The organism is Azospirillum sp. Marseille-Q6669, from assembly GCF_965111635.1.
In genome coordinates this window covers 691,501-710,796 of the sequence record NZ_CBCOOP010000004.1, presented here as the reverse complement: position 1 = coordinate 710,796, position 19,296 = coordinate 691,501, and the positions used below count along the sequence as shown (strand labels likewise).

The window sequence follows — 19,296 nt, the reverse complement described above, 5'->3', positions numbered from 1 at the left end:
GATGGCATCGGCGGGGAATCAGACGGCGAGCGCCTCGGGATGCACGCCGTCGATCCTCTCCAGGATCGGGCCGCTGGCCAGCAGGATGTCGGCCTGAATGGCGCTGGCGGCGGCGGGACCGTCGTGGCCGCGGATGGCGTCCATCAGCGGGTAGTGATGATCGATCATCGTGCGCCCGGCGCCGCCGTAGACGTCGGCGATCAACGGCCCCATCTGCAGCCAGAGCCGCCGCAGAATGTCGCCGAGCACCGGCATGTCCGCGATCTCCGACACCGTGAAATGGAAGATCTGGTTGAGTTCGGTGGCCCGCGCGGTGTTGCCGGCGGCCATCGCCTCCTCGTTGCGCTTGAGCAGGGCGTCCAAAGCCGCGATCTGCGCGGGCGTGGCCTGTTCGGCAGCCCGCGCGGCGGCCAGCCCTTCCAGATTGACGCGGATGTCGCGGATCTCCAGGTAGGTGGCCCGTGTCAGCATCGGGACGCGGATGTCGCGCGGCGAGCGCAGCACCAGGGCCTGATCCTGCACCAGCCGCAGGATGGCGTCGCGCACCGGCGTGACGCTCGTCCCCAGCCGGTCGGCCAGATCGCGGATCTTGAGGCGGTCGTTCGGCTTGAAGGCGCCCTTCATCAGGGCCTCGCACAATTTCTGGTAAATCGTGCCGCCAAGATTGTCGTGTTCGAGAAGGGTCAGATCGAACCCGCTCATCCTCCGCCCTTCCCGTCGTTGCCGACCATCCGATGTATGATGCATCATAATGCCGTGGAAGCGACCGAAGGTCAAGCCGGTCTGAGCGATCATGCGGAACTGTTGCAATTGGCCTTTGTAGCCCTCTCCCCTCTGGGGAGAGGTAACGTCTAACGCACTCACCCCAAACACCCCACCCCAACCGGCATTATTGCGCTGGCTGTAATGATGAACTGTCAAACCGGGTCATTCCGATGATCGGCTGACGGGCGCACTCTCTGTGTGCGGATCGGGATGGTCCCGGCCAGCATCGCAGGAGTCAGCCATGAAGCTCTATCATCACCCGCTGTCGGGTCATGCGCACCGCGCCCGCCTGTTCGTCTCCCTGCTCGGACTGCCGCACGGGCTGGTCGAGGTCGACCTGAAGGCGGGTGCGCACAAGACCCCCGAATTCCTGGCGCTGAATCCGTTCGGCCAAGTGCCGGTGCTGGAGGACGACGATGTGGTCGTGTCGGACTCGAACGCCATCCTGGTCTATCTGGCGAAGAAGGCCGGCCGCAGCGACTGGCTGCCCGAGGACGCGCGGACCGCGGCGGCCGTCCAGCGCTGGCTGTCGGTCGCGGCTGGCGAGGTCGCCTATGGCCCGGCGGCGGCGCGGCTGGTCACGGTGTTCGGTGCGGGCTTCAACCCCGACGAGGTCATCGGCCGCGCCCACACCCTGCTGAAGCGGCTCGACAGCCACCTGTCCGGCCGCGACTGGCTGGTCGGCGTCCAGCCGACGATCGCCGACGTCGCCATCTACAGCTATGTCGCCCGCGCCCCGGAGGGCAACGTCGATCTGTCGGGCTATCCGGCCGTCAACGCCTTCCTCCGCCGGGTCGAGGCGCTGCCGGGCTTCGTCCCCTTCGCCCAGACGCCGGCCGGACTCACTGCCGCCTGACGCGCCGCCTGGGCGCGCGATCCGGCGCGCCCGCTTCTTTCAATGAGGAGACGGGTACCGAGGAGACGGAATATGGGCGAGACCGCGAAGACGCTGCCGATCTGGCACGAGGGCGAGACGTTCCTGCAGAAGAAAGTTGGCGCCGACGTCGCCGAACGGATGGCGATGGTGGGACAGCGGGTCATCCGCGACTTCATGCCCGACCAGCACCGCGACTTCTACGCCCAGCTCCCCTTCATCGTGATCGGCAGCGCCGACCCTGATGGAGACGCGTGGGCCGGCATCCTCGAAGGGCGGCCCGGCTTCCTGTCCTCACCGTCGCCGACCGCCCTCGACATCGCCGCGCGCCCAAGCGCCGGCGATCCCGCGGCGGCCGGCATGACCGACGGCGCGCCGGTCGGCCTCCTCGGCATCGAGATGAACACACGGCGGCGCAACCGCATGAACGGCGTCGCCACGACGACGCCCGAGGGCTTCCGCGTCGCGGTCGACCAGAGTTTCGGCAACTGCCCCCGCTACATCCAGCTGCGCGACGCCACGCTGACCCGCGACCCCGCCCAGCCCTTCGCCGGTGCCATCGAGGAGCTGACGGCCCTCGACCCGGCGGCGCGGGCGGCGATCGAAGCGGCGGACGCCTTCTTCGTCGCCTCCTACGCCAACCGCGGCGACCATCGCCAAGTCGACGTGTCGCATCGTGGCGGCAAGGCCGGCTTCGTCCGCGTGGCCGGGGACGGCACGCTCACCATTCCCGACTTTGACGGCAACCTGTTCTTCGCCACGCTCGGCAACATCCTGCTCAACGGGAAGGCGGGGCTGCTCTTCGTCGATTTCGCCAGCGGCGACCTGTTGCAGATGACCGGCGACGCCGCGGTGATCCTGGACTCGCCGGAGATCGCCGCCTTCCAGGGCGCCGAGCGGCTGTGGACCTTCCAGCCGCGCAAGGTCATCCGCCGGCGCGGCGCCCTGGCCCTGCGCTGGACGCTGCGGGCGGACGGCTGGTCACCCAGCTCCCTGATGACGGGCGACTGGGGCCAAGCCGCCGACCGGCTGCGCGCGGAGGAAACGGCGACGCGCTGGCGGCCGATGACGGTGACGGACATCGTGGAGGAAAGCGCCACCATCCGCTCCTTTCATCTGCGGCCGACCGACGGCGCGGGGCTGCCGCCGCATCTGGCCGGCCAGCATCTGCCCATCCGCGTCACCCCGGCGGGCGCCGACAAACCGGTCGTCCGGACCTACACGTTGTCCGTCGCCCCGTCGGACGGGATCTACCGCATCAGCGTCAAGCGCGAAGGCCTGGTGTCGCGGCATCTGCACGACCATGTCCGGGTCGGCGACGTCATCGAGGCGCGCGGGCCGGCGGGCGGCTTCACCATCGACGCCCGCGCGGCACGGCCGGCGGTGCTGCTGGCCGGCGGGGTCGGTATCACGCCGCTGCTCGCCATGCTGCGACACGTGGTCTATGAGGGGCTGCGCACGCAACGCATCCGCCCGACGATCCTGGTCCACGCCGCGCGCTCCAAAGCGGAGCGTCCGTTCGACCGGGAAATCGCCGACCTTGTCACGGCGGCGAACGGCGCCGTCCGGCTTGTCCGCGTCCTCAGCGATCCCGGTGAGGCCGCACCGGGCGTTGATTACGACGCCGTGGGCCGCATCGACATGACGCTGCTGACACGCATCCTCGGCTTCAACGATTACGACTTCTACGTCTGCGGGCCGCCCGCCTTCACCCAGGCGCTCTACGACGGCCTGCGCGGCCTCAACATCGCTGACAGCCGGATTCACACCGAAGCGTTCGGGCCGTCGTCCCTGAAGCGGACGGGTCAGACCATGGAAACCGCCGCCGCACCGGCGCGCCGGCCGCCCGCGACCAAGCCGGTTCCGGTCGCCTTCATGAACGCGCTCAAGGAGGCGCGCTGGACACCCGGCTCCGGCACGCTGCTCGAACTGGCCGAAGCGCGCGGCCTCGATCCCGCCTTCAGTTGCCGCGAAGGCACCTGCGGGACCTGCCGCACCAAGTTGCTCAAGGGTGCGGTGACCTACCTCAAGGAGCCGAGCGCGGCGGTCGCCACGGACGAGGTGCTGCTGTGCTGCGCCGTCCCCGCCGAAGCGGAGACGGGCGCGGACGACCGCCTGCAACTCGCGCTCTGACCAATCGCTACCCGCTGCCCGTCCTTTCCCCCGCAAACCAAAGGAGTTCGCCATGTCCCGTCCTCCCCTGCCTCCCTTCACCCAGGAAACCGCCATCGAGAAGGTCCGTCTGGCGGAAGACGGCTGGAACAGCCGCGATCCCGCCAAGGTCGCGCTGGCCTACACCACCGACACGCGCTGGCGGAACCGCGCGGAGTTCGCCAACGGCTGCGCCGAGGTTGAGGCATTCCTGACCCGCAAGTGGAACCGCGAGCTGGACTACCGGCTGATCAAGGAGCTGTGGGCGTTCGGCGGCAATCGCATCGCCGTGCGCTACGCCTACGAATACCACGACGACAGCGGCCAGTGGTTCCGCGCCTACGGCAACGAGAATTGGGAGTTCGCTGAGGATGGGCTGATGCGTGTCCGCCACGCCAGCATCAACGAGCACCCCATCGCCGAAGCCGACCGCAAGTTCCGCTGGCCGCTGGGCCGCCGTCCGGACGACCATCCGGGCCTCAGTCATTTCGGCTTCTGACCCGGCGGCTTCTAAAGAGGCGGCTTCTGACCCGGCGGCGCAGGCGGAGGTTGCTATCCGGAGCCTCTTCGGCCACAGACTGTGACGGGGACACGGCGAAACGGGGGCACGCATGGACCGGTTGCAGGCGATGCGGATCTTCGTGAAGGTCGCGGAAACGGAGAGCTTTGCCGAAACCGCCCGCCACCTGCATCTGAGCGCGCCCGCGGTGACGCGCGCCGTGGCGGCCCTTGAGGATCTCATCGGCGCCCGCCTGTTCGTGCGCACCACCCGCTCGGTCAAGGTGACCGAAGCCGGCGCGCGCTACCTCGAGGATTGCCGCCGCATCCTGTCGGACATCACGGAGGCGGAGGCCGCCGCGGGCGGCGTCTACGCCACACCGACCGGGACGCTCGCGGTCACCGCCTCCGCTCTGTTCGGGCCGATGCATGTGCTGCCGATCGTGACCGAGTATCTGGATCGCTACCCCGGCATGCGCGCGCAGACCTTCTTCGTCGACCGCCCGGTGAACATCGTGGAGGAAGGCATCGATGTCGCCGTGCGCATCGGCCACCTGCCGGATTCCGGCTTCACGGCAATCCGGGTCGGCATGGTCCGGCGCGTGGTCTGCGGCGCCCCGGCCTATTTCCAGCGCCACGGCGTCCCAAGAACACCGGTCGACCTCAAGCACCATCGCATCGCCGTATCGACCGGCGCCTGGGCATCGCCGGAGTGGCGGTTCGCCCGGGACCAGCGGGTGACCATCGACCCGGTTCTGCAATGCAACACCAACGAGGCGGTGATCGCGACCGCCAAGGCGGGCTGGGGCCTCACCCGGGTTCTTCATTACCAGATCGGCCCGGCGCTCCTCGCCGGCGAGCTTCGGATCGTGCTCGCCGACCATGAGGAGCCGCCCCTGCCCATCCATGTCCTCCATCCCGAGGGGCGCCACGCGCCGGCCAAGGTAAGGGCCTTCGTGGACCTCGCCGTGGCCCGCCTGCGCGAAAACCGCTTCCTCAATTAAGCCCCGGAGAAGGCTCGCCCTTTGAAAATCGGCGGGAAGACACCCGCATGTGCGTGGGTCACGCCCCGTCGGCCTCGTGGAAGGCCGCTTTCAGATCGCCGTAGAGCCGGCGGAACAGGCGGCGGCGCGGTCCCAGGGCGGTGGCCAGGGCCGGATCGGGTTCCACGGTCTGGCGGATCTCCAAGGGCTGGCACACGGATTCCGGCTCCTCGCCCGTCACCGCGAGGCGCGCCAGACGGGCCGCCCCGAAGGCTGGGCCGACCTCTCCCCCCGCCGGGTAGTCGAGCGGCCGGCCGAGCGCGCTGGCCAGGATGCGGCCCCACAGGGCGCTGCGGGCGCCGCCGCCGATCACCAGGAAGCGCTCGACGCGCCCGCCGGCCTCCTCCAGGGCGTCCAGCCCGTCGGCGAAGGCGAAGGCCACGCCCTCCAGCACCGCGCGGGCGAGCGCCCCGCGTTCGGTGTCGTGGGTCAGGCCGAAGAAGACGCCCTTGGCGTGCGGATCGTTGTGCGGCGTGCGCTCCCCCGACAGGTAGGGCAGGAAGACCAGCGCGCCGGGGTCGCCGCCAGGGTCGCCGCCGTGTGATTCGGCCTCGCGCAGCAGCGCCGCCTCGTCCGCGACGCCGGTCAGACGGGCGGCGAAGGACAGGCAGCTCGCCGCGCTCAGCATCACCGACATCTGGTGCCAGCGGCCGGGCAGGGCGTGGCAGAAGGCGTGCACCCCGCGCTCGGGGTTGGGCGCGAAGCGGTCGCCGCTGACGAACAGCACGCCCGAGGTGCCCAGCGACAGGAAGGCGCTGCCCGGCGCCACCACCCCGACCCCCACGGCGCCGGCGGCGTTGTCCCCGGCCCCGGCCGCCACCACGGTTCCAGGGGGAACGCCCCAGTCGGCGGCGACCTCCGCCCTCAATGTGCCGGTGGGCTGAAGCCCTTCGTACAGCCTCGGCATGTGCGCCTCGCCGAGCCCCGTGGCGGCCAGCAAGTCGTCCGACCACGCGCGCCGGCCGACGTCCAGCCACAGCGTGCCGGCGGAGTCCGACAGGTCGGAGGCGTGGTCGCCGGTCATGCGCAGGCGCAGCCAGTCCTTGGGCAGCAGCACCTTGGCGACCGCCTTGAACAACTCCGGCTCGTGCGCCGCGACCCACAGCAGCTTGGGCGCGGTGAAGCCGGGCATGGCGCGGTTGCCGGCGATGGCGCGCAGGTTGGGGGCGCGGCGCTCCAGCTCCGCGCATTCCGCACCGCTGCGCCCGTCGTTCCACAGGATGGCCGGGCGCAGCACGCGGTCCTGCCGGTCGAGCAAAGTCGCCCCGTGCATCTGCCCCGACAGCCCGATCCCCCGCACCGCCGCCATCGCGTCGGGATGGGCGGCGCGCAGGCCGGCAACGGCGCGTCCGGTGGCGGCCCACCAGTCTTCCGGGTCCTGCTCCGACCACAGCGGGTGCGGGCGGCTGACCTCCAGCGGCGCGGTGGACTGGCCGACGAGGCGTTGCGCCGCGTCGAACAGCACCGCCTTGACGCCGGACGTTCCCAGGTCGATGCCGAGATACATGGACCCTCTCCCAATCAGCCGGCGGCCTCAGACGATGCGGTTCACCAAATTCTCCAGCATCTCCTGCCGGCCCGAGCGCGGCCGGGGGTCGAGGCCGAGGCCGGCGTCCGCCGCGCCGGCCAGATCCAGCCCGCCGAGCAGCTTTTGGCCGAGATCGCCGCTCCAGCCCGCGTAGCGCTCCGCGCGCAAGTCTCGCAGCCGGCCGTCCTCGACGAGCCGCGCCCCGGCCAGCAGCGCGCGGGCCAGCGTGTCGATGCCGCCGACATGGGCATGCAGGAGGTCGTCCGGCGCGACGCTCTGGCGCCGGATCTTGGCGTCGAAGTTGAAGCCGCCGGTGGTGAGGCCTCCCGCCTCCAGGATGCGCGCCATGGGCAGCGCCAGTTCCACATGGTCGTTGGGGAACTGGTCGGTGTCCCAACCGTTCTGCGGGTCGCCCCGGTTCATGTCGATGGAGCCGAAGACGCCCAGCGCCAGCGCCGTCGCCACTTCATGCTCGAAGCTGTGGCCGGCCAGCGTGGCGTGGTTGACCTCGATGTTGACGGCGATCTCCGTCTCCAGCCCGTAGCGCTTCAGGAAGCCATAGACCGTCGCCACGTCGTGGTCGTACTGGTGCTTGGTCGGCTCCATGGGCTTGGGCTCGATCAGGATGGTGCCGGTGAAGCCGATCTTGTGCTTGTGCTCGACCACCTTCGTCAGGAAGCGGCCGAGCTGGTCCAGCTCGCGCGCCATGTCGGTGTTGAGCAGCGTGTCGTAGCCCTCGCGCCCGCCCCACAGCACGTAATTGACGCCGCCCAGCCGGTGCGTCGCCTCCAGCGCGTCGCGCACCTGGGCCGCCGCGCAGGCGAAGACCTCGGGGTCGGGATTGGTGGCCGCGCCGGCCATGTAGCGGGGGTGCGAGAACAGGTTGGCGGTGCCCCACAGCAGTTTGACGCCGCTGCGCTCGATGCAGCCCTGCAGCCGCTCGGTCAGGCGGGCGAAGGTCGCCTGGGTCTCCCGCAGCGATCCCATCTCGGGCGCCACGTCGCGGTCGTGGAAGGTGAAGAAGGGCACGCCGAGCTTTTCGAACAGCTCGAACGCCACGTCCATCTTCGCCTCGGCCAGTGCCACCGGATCGCCGCTGCCCATCCAAGGGCGGTCCAGCGTGCCGCCGCCGAAGGGGTCGGAGCCGGGCCAGCAGAAGCTGTGCCAATAGCAGACAGCGACGCGTAGGTGATCGGCCATGCGCTTGCCCAGGACCATGCGGTCGGGGTCGTACCAGCGGTAGGCGAGCGGGGTGTCGCTGTCCGGCCCATCGTAGCGGATGCGCTCGACGCCGGTGAAATAGGCTTCGGTCATGGCAAATCCTTTCAAAGCTCGACCCAGGCGGCGTCCCGGCGGCTCGATTCCACGGCGGCGTGGATGAAGCGCACGCCGCGCACGCCGTCCCGGACGGTGGGGACGAGGGCCGCCTGTTCACCGGCGGCGGCACCGCCCATGCGGGCGACGATCAGGTCGGCGGTGTCGCGGTAGATCTGGGCGAAGCCTTCCAGATAGCCTTCGGGATGGCCCGAGGGGATGCGTGTGGCGTGCGCCGCCGCCCCATCCGATCCGGGGCCGCCGCGGGTGATGGTGCGCGGCGGCTCGCCGAGCGGGCTGAAGCGCAGGTGGTTCGGCTGCTCCTGGAACCACTCCAGCCCGCCCTTGTCGCCGTAGACGCGCAGGCGCAGCCCGTTCTCGTGGCCGGGCGCCACCTGGCTGGCCCACAGCATGCCGCGCGCCCCGTTGCCGAAGCGCAGCATCATGTGCGCGTTGTCGTCGAGCCGGCGCCCCTCCACGAAGGCGGTCAGATCGGCGGCGACCCGCGTGCAGCGCAGGCCGGTGACGAACTCCGCCAGCTGGAAGGCGTGGGTGCCGATGTCACCGACGCAGCCGGCGATGCCGCTGCGCGCCGGGTCGGTCCGCCACTCCGCCTGCTTCTGCCCGCTCTCCTCCAGCCGGGTGCTCAGCCAGTCCTGCGGGTATTCGACCTGCACGACGCGGAGGGCGCCAAGATCGCCGGCCGCCACCATGGCGCGGGCCTGCCGCACCATCGGGTAGCCGGTGTAGTTGTGGGTCAGCGCGAAGACGAGGCCACTGCGCTCCACCGCCGCCGCCAGATCCTCCGCGTCCTCCACCGTGGTGGTCAGCGGCTTGTCGCAGATGACGTGGATGCCCGCCTCCAGGAACGCCTTGGCGGCGTCGTGGTGCAGGTGGTTGGGCGTGACGATGCTGACCACGTCGATGCCGTCGTCGCGCGCCGCCTCGGCCCGTGCCATCTCCGCGAAGCTGGCGTAGCAGCGCTCCGGCGGCAGGAACAGGTCGGCGCCGCTGGCTTGGCAGCGCTCCGGATCGGAGGAGAGCGCCCCGGCTCGCAGCTCGTACCGGTCGTCGAGGCGGGCGGCGATGCGGTGCACCGCCCCGATGAAGGCGCCCCGCCCGCCGCCGACCATGCCCAGGCGCAGCCGGCGGTTCGGCCCGGAGGCCGTCTTCCCTTCGATGGTCATGGTTCCCTCCCGCTCAGCCGATGCCAAGCATGCGCCGGTTGGCCGCCTCGTCGGTGCCGGCCCCGGCGAAATCGTCGAAGGCCCGCTCGGTCACCCGGATGATGTGCGCGTCGATGAACTGTGCGCCTTCGGCGGCCCCCTGCTCGGGGTGCTTCATGGCGCATTCCCACTCCAGCACCGCCCAGCCGTCGAAGCCGTACTGGGTCAGCTTGGAGAAGATGCCGCCGAAATCGACCTGCCCGTCGCCCAGCGAGCGGAAGCGCCCAGCCCGGCCGATCCAGGGCTGGTAGCCGGAATAGACGCCCTGGCGCGGGGACGGGTTGAACTCCGCGTCCTTGACGTGGAACATCTTGATCCGCTCGTGATAGACGTCGATGTAGCCGAGATAGTCGAGCTGCTGCAGCACGAAGTGGCTGGGGTCGTAGAGGATGTTGCAGCGCGGGTGGTTGCCGACGCGCTCCAGGAACATCTCGAAGGTGGCGCCGTCGAACAGGTCCTCGCCGGGATGGATCTCGTAGCAGAGGTCCACCCCCGCCGCGTCGAAGGCGTCGAGGATCGGCCGCCAGCGCCGCGCCAACTCGTCGAAGGCGGTTTCGATCAGCCCCGCCGGGCGCTGCGGCCAGGGGTAGACGTAGGGCCAGGCCAGCGCGCCGGAGAAGGTGACGTGCGCCGTCAGCCCCAAATTGGCCGAGGCCTTGGCGGCCATCAGCAGCTGGTTGACCGCCCATTCCTGGCGGGCCTTCGGGTTGCCGCGCACCTCCGGTGCGGCGAAGCCGTCGAACGCCTCGTCATAGGCCGGGTGCACGGCGACGAGCTGCCCCTGGAGATGGGTGGACAGTTCGGTGATCTGCACGCCGGCCTCGGCCAGCACGCCCTTCACCTCGTCGCAGTAGCCCTTGCTCTCCGCGGCCCGGGCGAGGTCGAACAGGCGGCCGTCCCAGGACGGGATCTGCACGCCCTTGAAGCCCAGCCCGGCGGCCCAGGCGCCGATGGCCGGAAGGCTGTCGAACGGCGCCGCGTCCCCGGCGAACTGCGCGAGGAAGATCGCCGGCCCCTTGATCGTCTTCATGATGCCCCTCCCTTCGGGTCGTCTTCGGGCCGGAACATCAGAACGGCGAGTCCGGGTAGTAGTATTTCGCGGCGTTCTCCGGGGTCACCAGCGTCGCCTCGATGATGTATTCCTTCTGGATCGGCGCCTTCTCCACCAGATGCTTGGCGGTGATCTCCATGGCCTCGGCGATCATCGCGGGCGGGTAGAGGACGTCGGCGGGAACCAGCACGTCCTTGTCCATGACGCGCTTGATCATGTCCTTCATGCCGGCGCCGCCGAGGATGAACATCTCCTTCTCGCGGCCGGCCTGCTTGACGGCCTCGATGACGCCCAGCGCGATGTCGTCGTCCTGCGCCCACACCGCGTCGATCTTCGGGAAGCGGGACAGGAAGTCCTGCATCACCTTGAAGCCGTCATCGCGGTTCCAGTTGGCGTACTGCATGCCCAGCACCTTGATCTGGGTGCCCTCAATCTCCTTCATGAAGGCGTCGACGCGCTGGTTGTCGATCACGGTCGGGATGCCGCGCAGCACCACGATGTCGCCCTTGCCGCCCATCCTCTCCTTCATGAACCGGGCGGAGACCTCGCCCATCTGCGGGTTGTTGCCGGCGACGTAGAGGTCCTGGATGGACGGGTCGGTCAGGCCGCGGTCCACGACCGTGACGAACTTGCCGGCCTGCTTGACGGCGCGCACGGGGTCGGTCATCGGCGCGGATTCGAAGGGCAGGATGACCAGCGCGTCGATCCGCTGCACCGAGACCAGATCCTCCAGGTCGTTGGCCTGACGGCCGACGTCGCGGGCGGTGACGATCACCACGTCGAGGTTCGGGTATTGCTTCTCCAGCCGCTTCTCGGCCTGCTGGGCGTGCCAGTTGAGGCCGCCGGCCCAGCCGTGCGTCGCGGCGGGAATGGACACGCCCATCTTGATCTTCTGCTGCGCCCAGCCGGCGACCGGCGCCACCATCAGGCCCGCGGCCAGCGCCGCGGCCAGACCGAAACGGAACGTCATGGTCGATTCCTCCCTCTTCGTGTTTTTTCAGCGACGCGCCACGGTCCCCCGTTGCAGGAGCACCGCGACGATGATGATCACTCCCTGGATGGTGCCGTTCAGGTACACGCTGATGGCGCCGGTCAGGTTGAGGATGTTGTCGATCAGCGTGAGCATGACGGCGCCCACCACCGTTCCCCAGATGCGGCCGTAACCGCCCTTCAGCATGGTGCCGCCGATGATGACGGCGGCAATGGCTTCCAGCTCCCACAGCAGGCCCGTGGTGGCCGAGGCCGAGCCCAGCCGCGGCACGTAGATCACCACCGCGATGGCGACGCAGATGCCCTGCAGCACGAAGGCCAGCAGCTTGACCCGGTCCACGTTGATCGCCGAATAGCGCGCCACGTCCTCGCTGGAGCCAATGGCGGCGCAGTAGCGGCCGAAGCGCGTGCGGTACATGATCAGCGCGCCGATCAGCGCGACCACCGCGAAGGCCAGGATCGGGTAGGAGATGCCGAAGACCCCGCCGTAATAGACGGGCCGGTAGATCGTGCGGATCTCGGAGTTCAGCGACAGCGTGCCGCCGTCGGCGATGTAGGTGACCAGGGATCGGAAGATGCCCATGGTCCCCAGCGTGACGATGAACGCCTCCATCCGGCCCTTGGTCACCAGAAGCCCGTTGACCAGCCCCGCCGCCAGCCCGAGCCCCAGCGCCACCAGGACGCCGACCAGGATGACCGGCAGCCCGGCCCCCATGGAGCCGACCAGCGCGTTCATCACCACGATCATGACGCCCGACGCGAAGGCGGCCAGCGAGCCGACCGACAGGTCGATCCCGCCGGCGGTGATGACGAAGGTGGCCCCGACCGCGATGATGCCGATGAAGGCGGTGCGGGTCAGCACGTTGCCGATGTTGCCCGGGCTGAGGAACACCGGGTTAACGATGGTGCCCAGCACGATCAGCGCGGCCAGCGCCAGGAACGGCCCGTAGAGTTTCAGATCGAAGCCGGAGGAGGGCTTCCGCGCGGCCTCAGGCATGACCGACGGCGTCATGCGCGTCTCCTTGTGCTGTGCTGGGTGATGCGCGGCCCTTCAGGCCGGTGGCGTAGCGGACGATCTCGCCCTCCTCGACCTCGTCACCCTCCAGGATGCCGGTCACCACGCCGGAGCGCATGACCACCACCCGGTGCGACAGCCCGATGATCTCGGGCATTTCCGAGGAGATGAGGATCACCGACCCGCCCCGGCGGGCGAAGTCATGCAGGAACTGGTAAATCTGCTGCTTGGTCCCGATGTCGATGCCGCGCGTCGGCTCGTCGACGATCAGGATCTCCGGATCGACCTGCATGGTCTTGGCGAGCAGCAGCTTCTGCTGGTTGCCGCCGCTGAGGCTGCCGACCGGCACGTCCAGCGTCCGGACGCGGATGTCGAACTCCCCCACCGCGCGCTCCAGCGCCGCGGCCTCCCGCCGCTCGTCCACGAAGACCCGGCCGTAGCGGTCGAGCGCCAGCAGCGTCAGGTTCGGCTGCAATCCCTTGGCGAGCAGCAGGCCCTTGCCCTTGCGGTCCTCGGTCAGGTAGGCGATGCCGGCCGCCACCGCGTCCTCCAGGCGGCGGACGCGCAGCGGCTCCCCGTTGCGGGACAGCGTGCCGGCGGTGCGGCGGCGCAGGCCGAGCAGCCCCTCGGCCAGCTCCGTCCGCCCGGCGCCGATCAGCCCGGCGAAGCCCAGGATCTCGCCGCGGCGCAGGTCGAAGCCGGCGCCCCGCACCCAGCCGGGAACGTCGATCCCCCGAGCCTCCAGCACCACGGGCGCGTCCGGCGCCGGCGGCGTCTTTGCCGGGAACAGGTCGCTGATCGCCCGCCCGACCATGAGTTGGGCGATGCCATCCTCCGTCAATTCGGTGGTCGGGCGGGTGGCGATGTGATGGCCGTCGCGCAGCACGGTCACCCGGTCGGTGATGGCCCGCACCTCGTCCAGCTTGTGGGAGGTGTAGACGATCCCCACCCCCTGGTCGCGCAGCCGGCGGATCAACCCGAACAGCACGGCGGACTCGGTGCCGGTCAGCACCGCCGTGGGCTCGTCCATGATGAGGACGCGGACCTCGCGCGACATCGCCTTGGCGATCTCGACCATCTGCCGCTCCGACACGGCGAGGTCCCGCACCCGCGCGCGCGGGTCCACCGGGCATTCCAGCTCCGCCAGGACGGCGCGGGACCGCTCGCGCATGGCGCGCTTGTCGAGGAACGGGCCGCGCCGAAGCTCGCGCCCGAGAAAGATGTTCTCCTCGACCGTCAGATGTTCGGCGAGGTTGAATTCCTGGTGGATCAGCACGACGCCCGCCGCTTCGGCGGCGCCGATGCCGGAGAAGCTCACCGGGCGCCCATCCACGCGCACGGCGCCCGAGGTCGGCTGGTGAAAGCCGGACAGGATCTTCATCAGCGTCGATTTGCCGGCCCCGTTCTCGCCGACCAGGGCGTGCACCTCACCGCGCTGGACGGTGAAATCCACCCCGTGGAGGACCTCGACGGGCCCAAAGCTCTTCGTGACGCCGAACGCTGCCAAAAGCGGCTCGGCCATGGGGTCGCCCCCTCCCTGGATTGCGGCTTCTCGTGTGGCCGCGAATTAGATAGACGGTCTAACAAATGGTAGCGTATGATTCGAATCAGCCCGCGTCAAGCCATGTCGGGGCGACATTCCCCACCTTTTCGGTGTATGCCCCGCCCGGCGCCCAACGATTGCCGCCAGACGCGCGAGACAGGAATCCGCATGCTGCCAAGGGTCAACTCGGCCGCGATCCGCCGCCTCAACATGGTCCGCGTCTTCCACGCGCTGCGGGAGAATCCGAGCTGCGCGCAGCGCGACCTCAGCCGGCTGACCGGCCTGGACAAGGCGACGACCTCGGCCATCGTGGCGCAGATGATCGAGGACGGGCTGGTCGAGCGGAGCGAGGCGCCCCGAGCGCGCCGCATCGGCCGGCCGGAAACTGCGCTCGGCATCGCGCCGTCGGCCGGGCTGCTGGTGGGCGCCCGGCTGGAGCCGGGAACGATCCGCATCGTCTCCACCACGCTGGCCGGCACGGTGGTGGAGCAGTCGCAGATCCCCGGCAGCACCGACCTCACCACGGCGCTGCGCCACCTGCACGAGGGGATCGACGCGGTCGTCGCGGCGAGCCGTCCGGACGGCGGAGCCGCGACGCCGCCCTTGCGCGGCATCGGCATCGGCATTCCGGCGCTGATGGACCGCGAGGGCCGGCTCGTTCTGGCGCCCAACCTGGGCTGGCGCGACACGCCGATCCGCCCGCTGCTGGAGGAGGCGCTCGGCGCGCCGGTCCATGTCGACAACGACACCAAGGCCGCCGCCATGGCCGAGCGGCTGTTCGGCGCCTGCCGGGGGGTGGAGGACTTCGTCTATCTGACCGGCCATTCGGGCGTCGGCGGCGGGCTGTTCCTCGGCGGGCGGCTCTACCGCGGCGCGCAGGGCTTCGCCGGGGAGATCGGGCATTTGACCGTCGTGCCGAGCGGCCGCCCCTGCGGCTGCGGCAAGCGGGGCTGCCTGGAAACCTACGTCTCCGAAACCTCGATCCTCGCCCAGGCCGGCGAGCGGGGCCGTGCCCTGCCCGACCTCTGGGCCGCCGCCGCCGCGGCGCGCGACAGCGATCCGGTGGTGCGGACCCTGTTGGAAGAGGCAGGTTCACACCTCGGGTTCGCGCTGTCGCATCTGGTCAACCTGACGAATCCGGGTCTGGTGGTGCTGGGTGGCAACCTGTCGATCGTCGCGGAGTTCATTCTTCCGACGCTGAACGCCGCCCTCGACGAGCACGCGCTGGAACCGCTGCGCCGCGACCTGCGGCTTCTCGTTTCGCCGCTCGGCCCGGACGCCGTGCCGATGGGGGGGATCGCGCTGGCCATGGATGGCTTCCTCTCGGTGCCGGGACCCATCCTGTAAGACCATGCGCGATCGCGCCGGTGCGGCAAAAAAGCATTCCACCTCAAGCTGAGAAAGCCGGTGGCGCCGCGCCGACGGTCTGATAGGCTGGATCGCCTTGAAGGCGTTGCCTGCAAGCGAATGGATTGGTGGATGATGAGGAAGCCAAGCCGGTGGCTGCTCAAAGCCGCAGCCGCGCTGTCCGTCGTCGTGATCCTGTATGGGGTGTGGCTGTTTGTGCAGCCCAAAGGACTGCCCGCCGGTCTGGCCAGCGGCAACGGCCGGATCGAGGCGGTCGAAATCGACATCGCCACGAAAACCGCCGGCCGGGTCGAGGACATCCTGGTCGATGAGGGCGACTTCGTCACCGCCGGGCAGGTGCTCGCCCGGATGGACACCGACGTTCTCCAGGCCCAGGCCAAGCAGGCCGAGGCGCAGAAGCAGCAGGCGGTCATCGGTGTCGAGACCGCTCGCCATCAGGTGCTCCAGCGACAGGCCGAACGGCAGGCGGCGCAGTCCCTGGTGGCCCAGCGCGAGGCCGAGCGGGACGTCGCCCAGAAGCAGCTCGCCCGATCCGAGGAGCTGGAGGCGCGGGGCACGACGTCGCGGCAGGTTCTCGACACCGACCGCGCCCGCTTCGAAAGCGCGAACGCCGCCGTCAGCGCGGCCAAGGCCCAGGTCGCCGCCGCCGACGCCGCCATCGCCACCGCCGAGGCCCAGGTCGTAAACGCCCATGCGGCGGTCGACGCCGCCGCGGCCACCATCGAACGCATCCAGGCAGACATCCGGGACAGCACCCTCCGCTCGCCGCGCGACGGCCGGGTGCAGTTCCGGGTGGCGCAGCCGGGCGAGGTGCTCGGCGCCGGCGGCCGGGTGCTGAACATGGTCGATCTCAGCGACGTCTACATGACCTTCTTCCTGCCGACGGAGGCCGCCGGGCGGGTGAGGATCGGGACCGAGGTGCGGATCGCCCTCGACGCCTTCCCGCAATACGTCATCCCCGCCAAGGCCACCTTCGTGGCCGACGTCGCCCAATTCACCCCGAAGACCGTGGAGACGGCCAACGAACGCCAGAAGCTGATGTTCCGGATCAAGGCCCAGATCCCTCCTCCGTTGCTGAAGAAGTACATCCGTGACGTGAAGACCGGCCTGCCGGGGGTGGCCTATGTGCGGATCGATCCTGACACAGAATGGCCGGCCAACCTGCAAAACCTCGTGCCATGAGCGGTGCCGCCGACCGCTCCGCCGCATCACCCGTCGCGCGTCTGCGGGACGTCCGTCTGGTGTACGGAAAGGTCCGGGCCATCGACGGGGTCAGCCTGGACGTCCCGGCGGGGCGTGTCACCGGTCTGATCGGCCCCGACGGCGTCGGCAAGTCGAGCCTCCTGTCGCTGATGTCGGGGGCGCGCGCCTTGCAGGAGGGAACGGTCGAGGTGCTGGACGGCAGCATGGCCCAGGCTCGCCACCGCCGCGCCGTGTGCCCCCGCATCGCCTACATGCCGCAGGGCCTTGGCAAGAACCTCTACCCGACGCTGTCGATCGCCGAGAATCTCGATTTCTTCGGACGGCTGTTCGGCCAGGGCCGCGCCGAGCGCCGGAGGCGCATCGCCGACCTGACGCAAAGCACCGGTCTGGCGCCGTTCCTCGACCGGCCGGCCGGCAAGCTGTCCGGCGGCATGAAGCAGAAGCTCGGCCTGTGCTGCGCGCTGATCCACGATCCGGACCTGCTGATCCTCGACGAGCCGACCACAGGCGTCGACCCGCTCTCGCGCCGGCAGTTCTGGGAGCTGATCGACCGCATCCGGGCGGACCGTCCCGGCATGAGCGTGGTGGTGGCCACCGCCTACATGGAGGAGGCGGCGCGCTTCGACTGGCTCGTCGCCATGGACGAGGGGCGCGTGCTGGCCACCGGCAGCCCGCGGGAGGTGCTGGAGCGCACCGGGACCGCGACGCTGGAGGAGGCCTTCGTCGCGCTGATGCCCGAGGAGAAGCGCCGCGGGCACAAGTCCGTCGCGATCTTGCCGCGCACAGGGGACGGGAGCGACATCGCCATCGAGGCGAAGGGCCTGACCATGCGCTTCGGCGACTTCGTGGCGGTCGATCACGTCAGCTTCCGCATCCCGCGCGGCGAGATCTTCGGCTTTCTCGGCTCCAACGGCTGCGGCAAGACGACGACGATGAAGATGCTGACCGGCCTGCTCCAGCCGAGCGAGGGCGAGGCCCGGCTGTTCGGGCAGCCGGTGGACGCCCGCAACATCGGGACCCGGCGGCGCGTCGGCTACATGTCCCAGGCCTTCTCGCTCTATTCGGAACTGACGATCCGGCAGAACCTGGAATTGCACGCCCGCCTGTTCCAGGTGCCCGAGAGCGTCCTTCCCCACCGGGTCGCGGCGGTGGCGGAGCGCTTCGGCCTCGCCGACGCGATGGAGGCGTTGCCGGACCGGCTGCCGCTCGGCCAGCGCCAGCGCCTGTCCCTCGCCGTCGCGATGGTCCATGAGCCCGCCCTGCTGATCCTGGACGAGCCGACGTCGGGCGTCGACCCGATCGCGCGCGACGCATTCTGGGAGATCATGATCGGACTGGCGCGCCGGGACCGGGTGACGATCTTCATCTCGACCCATTTCATGAACGAGGCCGAACGCTGCGACCGTATCTCGCTGATGCACGCCGGTCGCGTTCTGGTCAGCGACACGCCGGCGGCGCTTGTCGATAAGCGGAGCGCCGCGACGCTTGAGGAGGCCTTCATCGGCTATCTGGAGGAGGCCGTGGCGGAGCGTCAGGGAGGCGACGCGGCGGCGCCCGACGATCGCCGACAGGTCCCCCCGCCCGCCGCCAACCCTCCCGGCGAACGCGCGGAAGGCCGCTTCTTCAACCCGCGGCGCATGCTCAGCTACTCGCGTCTGGAGGCGCTGGAACTGCGGCGCGATCCCATCCGGGCGACGCTCGCCCTGGTCGGCAGCCTTCTGCTGATGGTCATCATGGGCTACGGCATCAACATGGATGTCGAGGACCTCTCCTTCGCGGTCCTGGACCGCGATCAGACGACGACGAGCCGCGACTACACGCTCAACCTCGCGGGTTCCCGCTACTTCGTCGAACAGGCGCCGATCATCGACTACGAGGATCTCGACCGGCGCATGCGGGCAGGCGACCTCTCCCTGGCGCTGGAAATCCCGCCGGGCTTCGGCCGCGACGTCGCCCGCGGGCGTCCGGTCCAGATCGGGGCGTGGATCGACGGCGCCATGCCGACGCGGGCCGAGACGGTCAACGGATACGTGCAGGGCATGCACAGCCAATGGCTGGCCTCGCGGAACCAGACGCCCAGCCTCGCCACCATCGAGACCCGTTTTCGCTACAACCCGGACGTCGAGAGCCTGAAGGCCATCGTCCCGGCGGTCATCCCGATCCTGCTGCTGCTGATCCCGGCGATGCTGGCCGCGCTCAGCGTCGTGCGCGAGAAGGAACTCGGCTCGATCATCAACCTCTACGTCACGCCGGTCACCAAGCTGGAGTTCCTGCTCGGCAAGCAACTGCCTTATGTCGGGCTGGCGATGCTCAACGTCCTTCTGATGGTGGCGCTGGCGGTCACCGCCTTCGGCGTGCCGCTGACCGGGAACGCGCTGGCCCTCGCCACCGGCGCCCTGCTTTACAGCTTTTCGGCGACCGCCATGGGTCTCCTGATGTCCAGCTTCATGCGCAGCCAGATCGCCGCCGTCTTCGGCACCGCCATCGCGACGCTGATTCCGGCCACCCAGTATTCCGGCATGATCGATCCGGTCTCGTCCCTGGGGGGGGCCGCCGCCGTCATCGGGGAGGTCTATCCGACCACCCATTTTCTGACCATCGCGCGGGGCGTCTTCTCGAAGGCCCTGGGCTTCGGCGATCTGCACGCCGCCTTCGTCGCGCTGCTGATCGCCGTGCCGGTCCTGATCGGCGCGAGCGCGCTGCTGCTGAAGAAGCAGGAGACCTGAG

General features: G+C 69.7%; 15 protein-coding genes. 7 read left to right on the top strand and 8 right to left on the bottom strand.

Annotated elements, in window-relative coordinates; all coding sequences use genetic code 11:
* Positions 1 to 18 precede the first annotated feature (18 nt).
* Positions 19 to 702, bottom strand: coding sequence for a GntR family transcriptional regulator (locus ACWPXE_RS24590; RefSeq protein ID WP_454019932.1), 684 nt, complete (start codon positions 700 to 702; stop codon positions 19 to 21).
* 304 nt (positions 703 to 1,006) lie between these two features.
* On the opposite strand from ACWPXE_RS24590, the gene ACWPXE_RS24585 reads away from it, so the two are divergent.
* From ACWPXE_RS24585 to ACWPXE_RS24570, 4 genes are all read left to right on the top strand, one after another.
* Positions 1,007 to 1,621: a glutathione S-transferase family protein gene (locus tag ACWPXE_RS24585; RefSeq protein WP_454019931.1), complete on the top strand. Its 615-nt coding sequence runs from the start codon at positions 1,007 to 1,009 to the stop codon at positions 1,619 to 1,621.
* 72 nt (positions 1,622 to 1,693) lie between these two features.
* Positions 1,694 to 3,772, top strand: a complete 2,079-nt coding sequence (locus ACWPXE_RS24580; protein ID WP_454019930.1) for a 2Fe-2S iron-sulfur cluster-binding protein — start codon at positions 1,694 to 1,696, stop codon at positions 3,770 to 3,772.
* 52 nt (positions 3,773 to 3,824) lie between these two features.
* Positions 3,825 to 4,289, top strand: a complete 465-nt coding sequence (locus ACWPXE_RS24575) for a nuclear transport factor 2 family protein (protein ID WP_454019929.1) — start codon at positions 3,825 to 3,827, stop codon at positions 4,287 to 4,289.
* A 112-nt stretch (positions 4,290 to 4,401) separates the two neighbouring features.
* Positions 4,402 to 5,292: a LysR family transcriptional regulator gene (locus ACWPXE_RS24570; RefSeq protein WP_237906879.1), complete on the top strand. Its 891-nt coding sequence runs from the start codon at positions 4,402 to 4,404 to the stop codon at positions 5,290 to 5,292.
* Between the two features lie 58 nt (positions 5,293 to 5,350).
* Here ACWPXE_RS24570 and xylB read toward each other — a convergent pair whose 3' ends face one another.
* The 7 genes from xylB to ACWPXE_RS24535 are packed head-to-tail and all read right to left on the bottom strand — an operon-like array spanning position 5,351 to position 13,977.
* Positions 5,351 to 6,838, bottom strand: coding sequence for a xylulokinase (gene xylB / locus ACWPXE_RS24565; protein ID WP_454019928.1), 1,488 nt, complete (start codon positions 6,836 to 6,838; stop codon positions 5,351 to 5,353).
* A 27-nt stretch (positions 6,839 to 6,865) separates the two neighbouring features.
* Positions 6,866 to 8,173 (bottom strand): xylose isomerase, encoded by a 1,308-nt coding sequence (gene xylA / locus ACWPXE_RS24560; RefSeq protein WP_454019927.1) that lies wholly within the window; start codon positions 8,171 to 8,173, stop codon positions 6,866 to 6,868.
* An 11-nt stretch (positions 8,174 to 8,184) separates the two neighbouring features.
* Complete coding sequence (locus tag ACWPXE_RS24555; protein ID WP_454019926.1) at positions 8,185 to 9,360, bottom strand: Gfo/Idh/MocA family protein; 1,176 nt, start codon at positions 9,358 to 9,360, stop codon at positions 8,185 to 8,187.
* 13 nt (positions 9,361 to 9,373) lie between these two features.
* Positions 9,374 to 10,429: a sugar phosphate isomerase/epimerase family protein gene (locus ACWPXE_RS24550; protein ID WP_454019925.1), complete on the bottom strand. Its 1,056-nt coding sequence runs from the start codon at positions 10,427 to 10,429 to the stop codon at positions 9,374 to 9,376.
* Between the two features lie 37 nt (positions 10,430 to 10,466).
* On the bottom strand, positions 10,467 to 11,420 hold the full coding sequence (locus ACWPXE_RS24545) for a substrate-binding domain-containing protein (protein WP_454019924.1): 954 nt from the start codon (positions 11,418 to 11,420) through the stop codon (positions 10,467 to 10,469).
* 27 nt (positions 11,421 to 11,447) lie between these two features.
* On the bottom strand, positions 11,448 to 12,452 hold the full coding sequence (locus ACWPXE_RS24540; protein ID WP_454019923.1) for an ABC transporter permease: 1,005 nt from the start codon (positions 12,450 to 12,452) through the stop codon (positions 11,448 to 11,450).
* Complete coding sequence (locus tag ACWPXE_RS24535) at positions 12,430 to 13,977, bottom strand: sugar ABC transporter ATP-binding protein (RefSeq protein ID WP_454019922.1); 1,548 nt, start codon at positions 13,975 to 13,977, stop codon at positions 12,430 to 12,432. The genes ACWPXE_RS24540 and ACWPXE_RS24535 overlap by 23 nt, the downstream gene beginning before the upstream one ends.
* A 189-nt stretch (positions 13,978 to 14,166) precedes the next feature.
* On the opposite strand from ACWPXE_RS24535, the gene ACWPXE_RS24530 reads away from it, so the two are divergent.
* The 3 genes from ACWPXE_RS24530 to rbbA all read left to right on the top strand — a co-directional run bounded on the left by ACWPXE_RS24530 (position 14,167) and on the right by rbbA (position 19,295).
* A complete protein-coding gene (locus tag ACWPXE_RS24530) occupies positions 14,167 to 15,345 on the top strand; it encodes an ROK family protein (RefSeq protein ID WP_454019921.1) in 1,179 nt (392 codons plus the stop codon).
* A 132-nt stretch (positions 15,346 to 15,477) separates the two neighbouring features.
* Positions 15,478 to 16,548, top strand: coding sequence for an HlyD family secretion protein (locus ACWPXE_RS24525; protein WP_454019920.1), 1,071 nt, complete (start codon positions 15,478 to 15,480; stop codon positions 16,546 to 16,548).
* Entirely contained in the window at positions 16,545 to 19,295 is a 2,751-nt protein-coding gene (rbbA, locus tag ACWPXE_RS24520) for a ribosome-associated ATPase/putative transporter RbbA (RefSeq protein ID WP_454019919.1), read from the top strand. Before ACWPXE_RS24525 ends, rbbA begins: the two co-directional genes overlap by 4 nt.
* The last annotated feature ends 1 nt before the right edge of the window (position 19,296 follow it).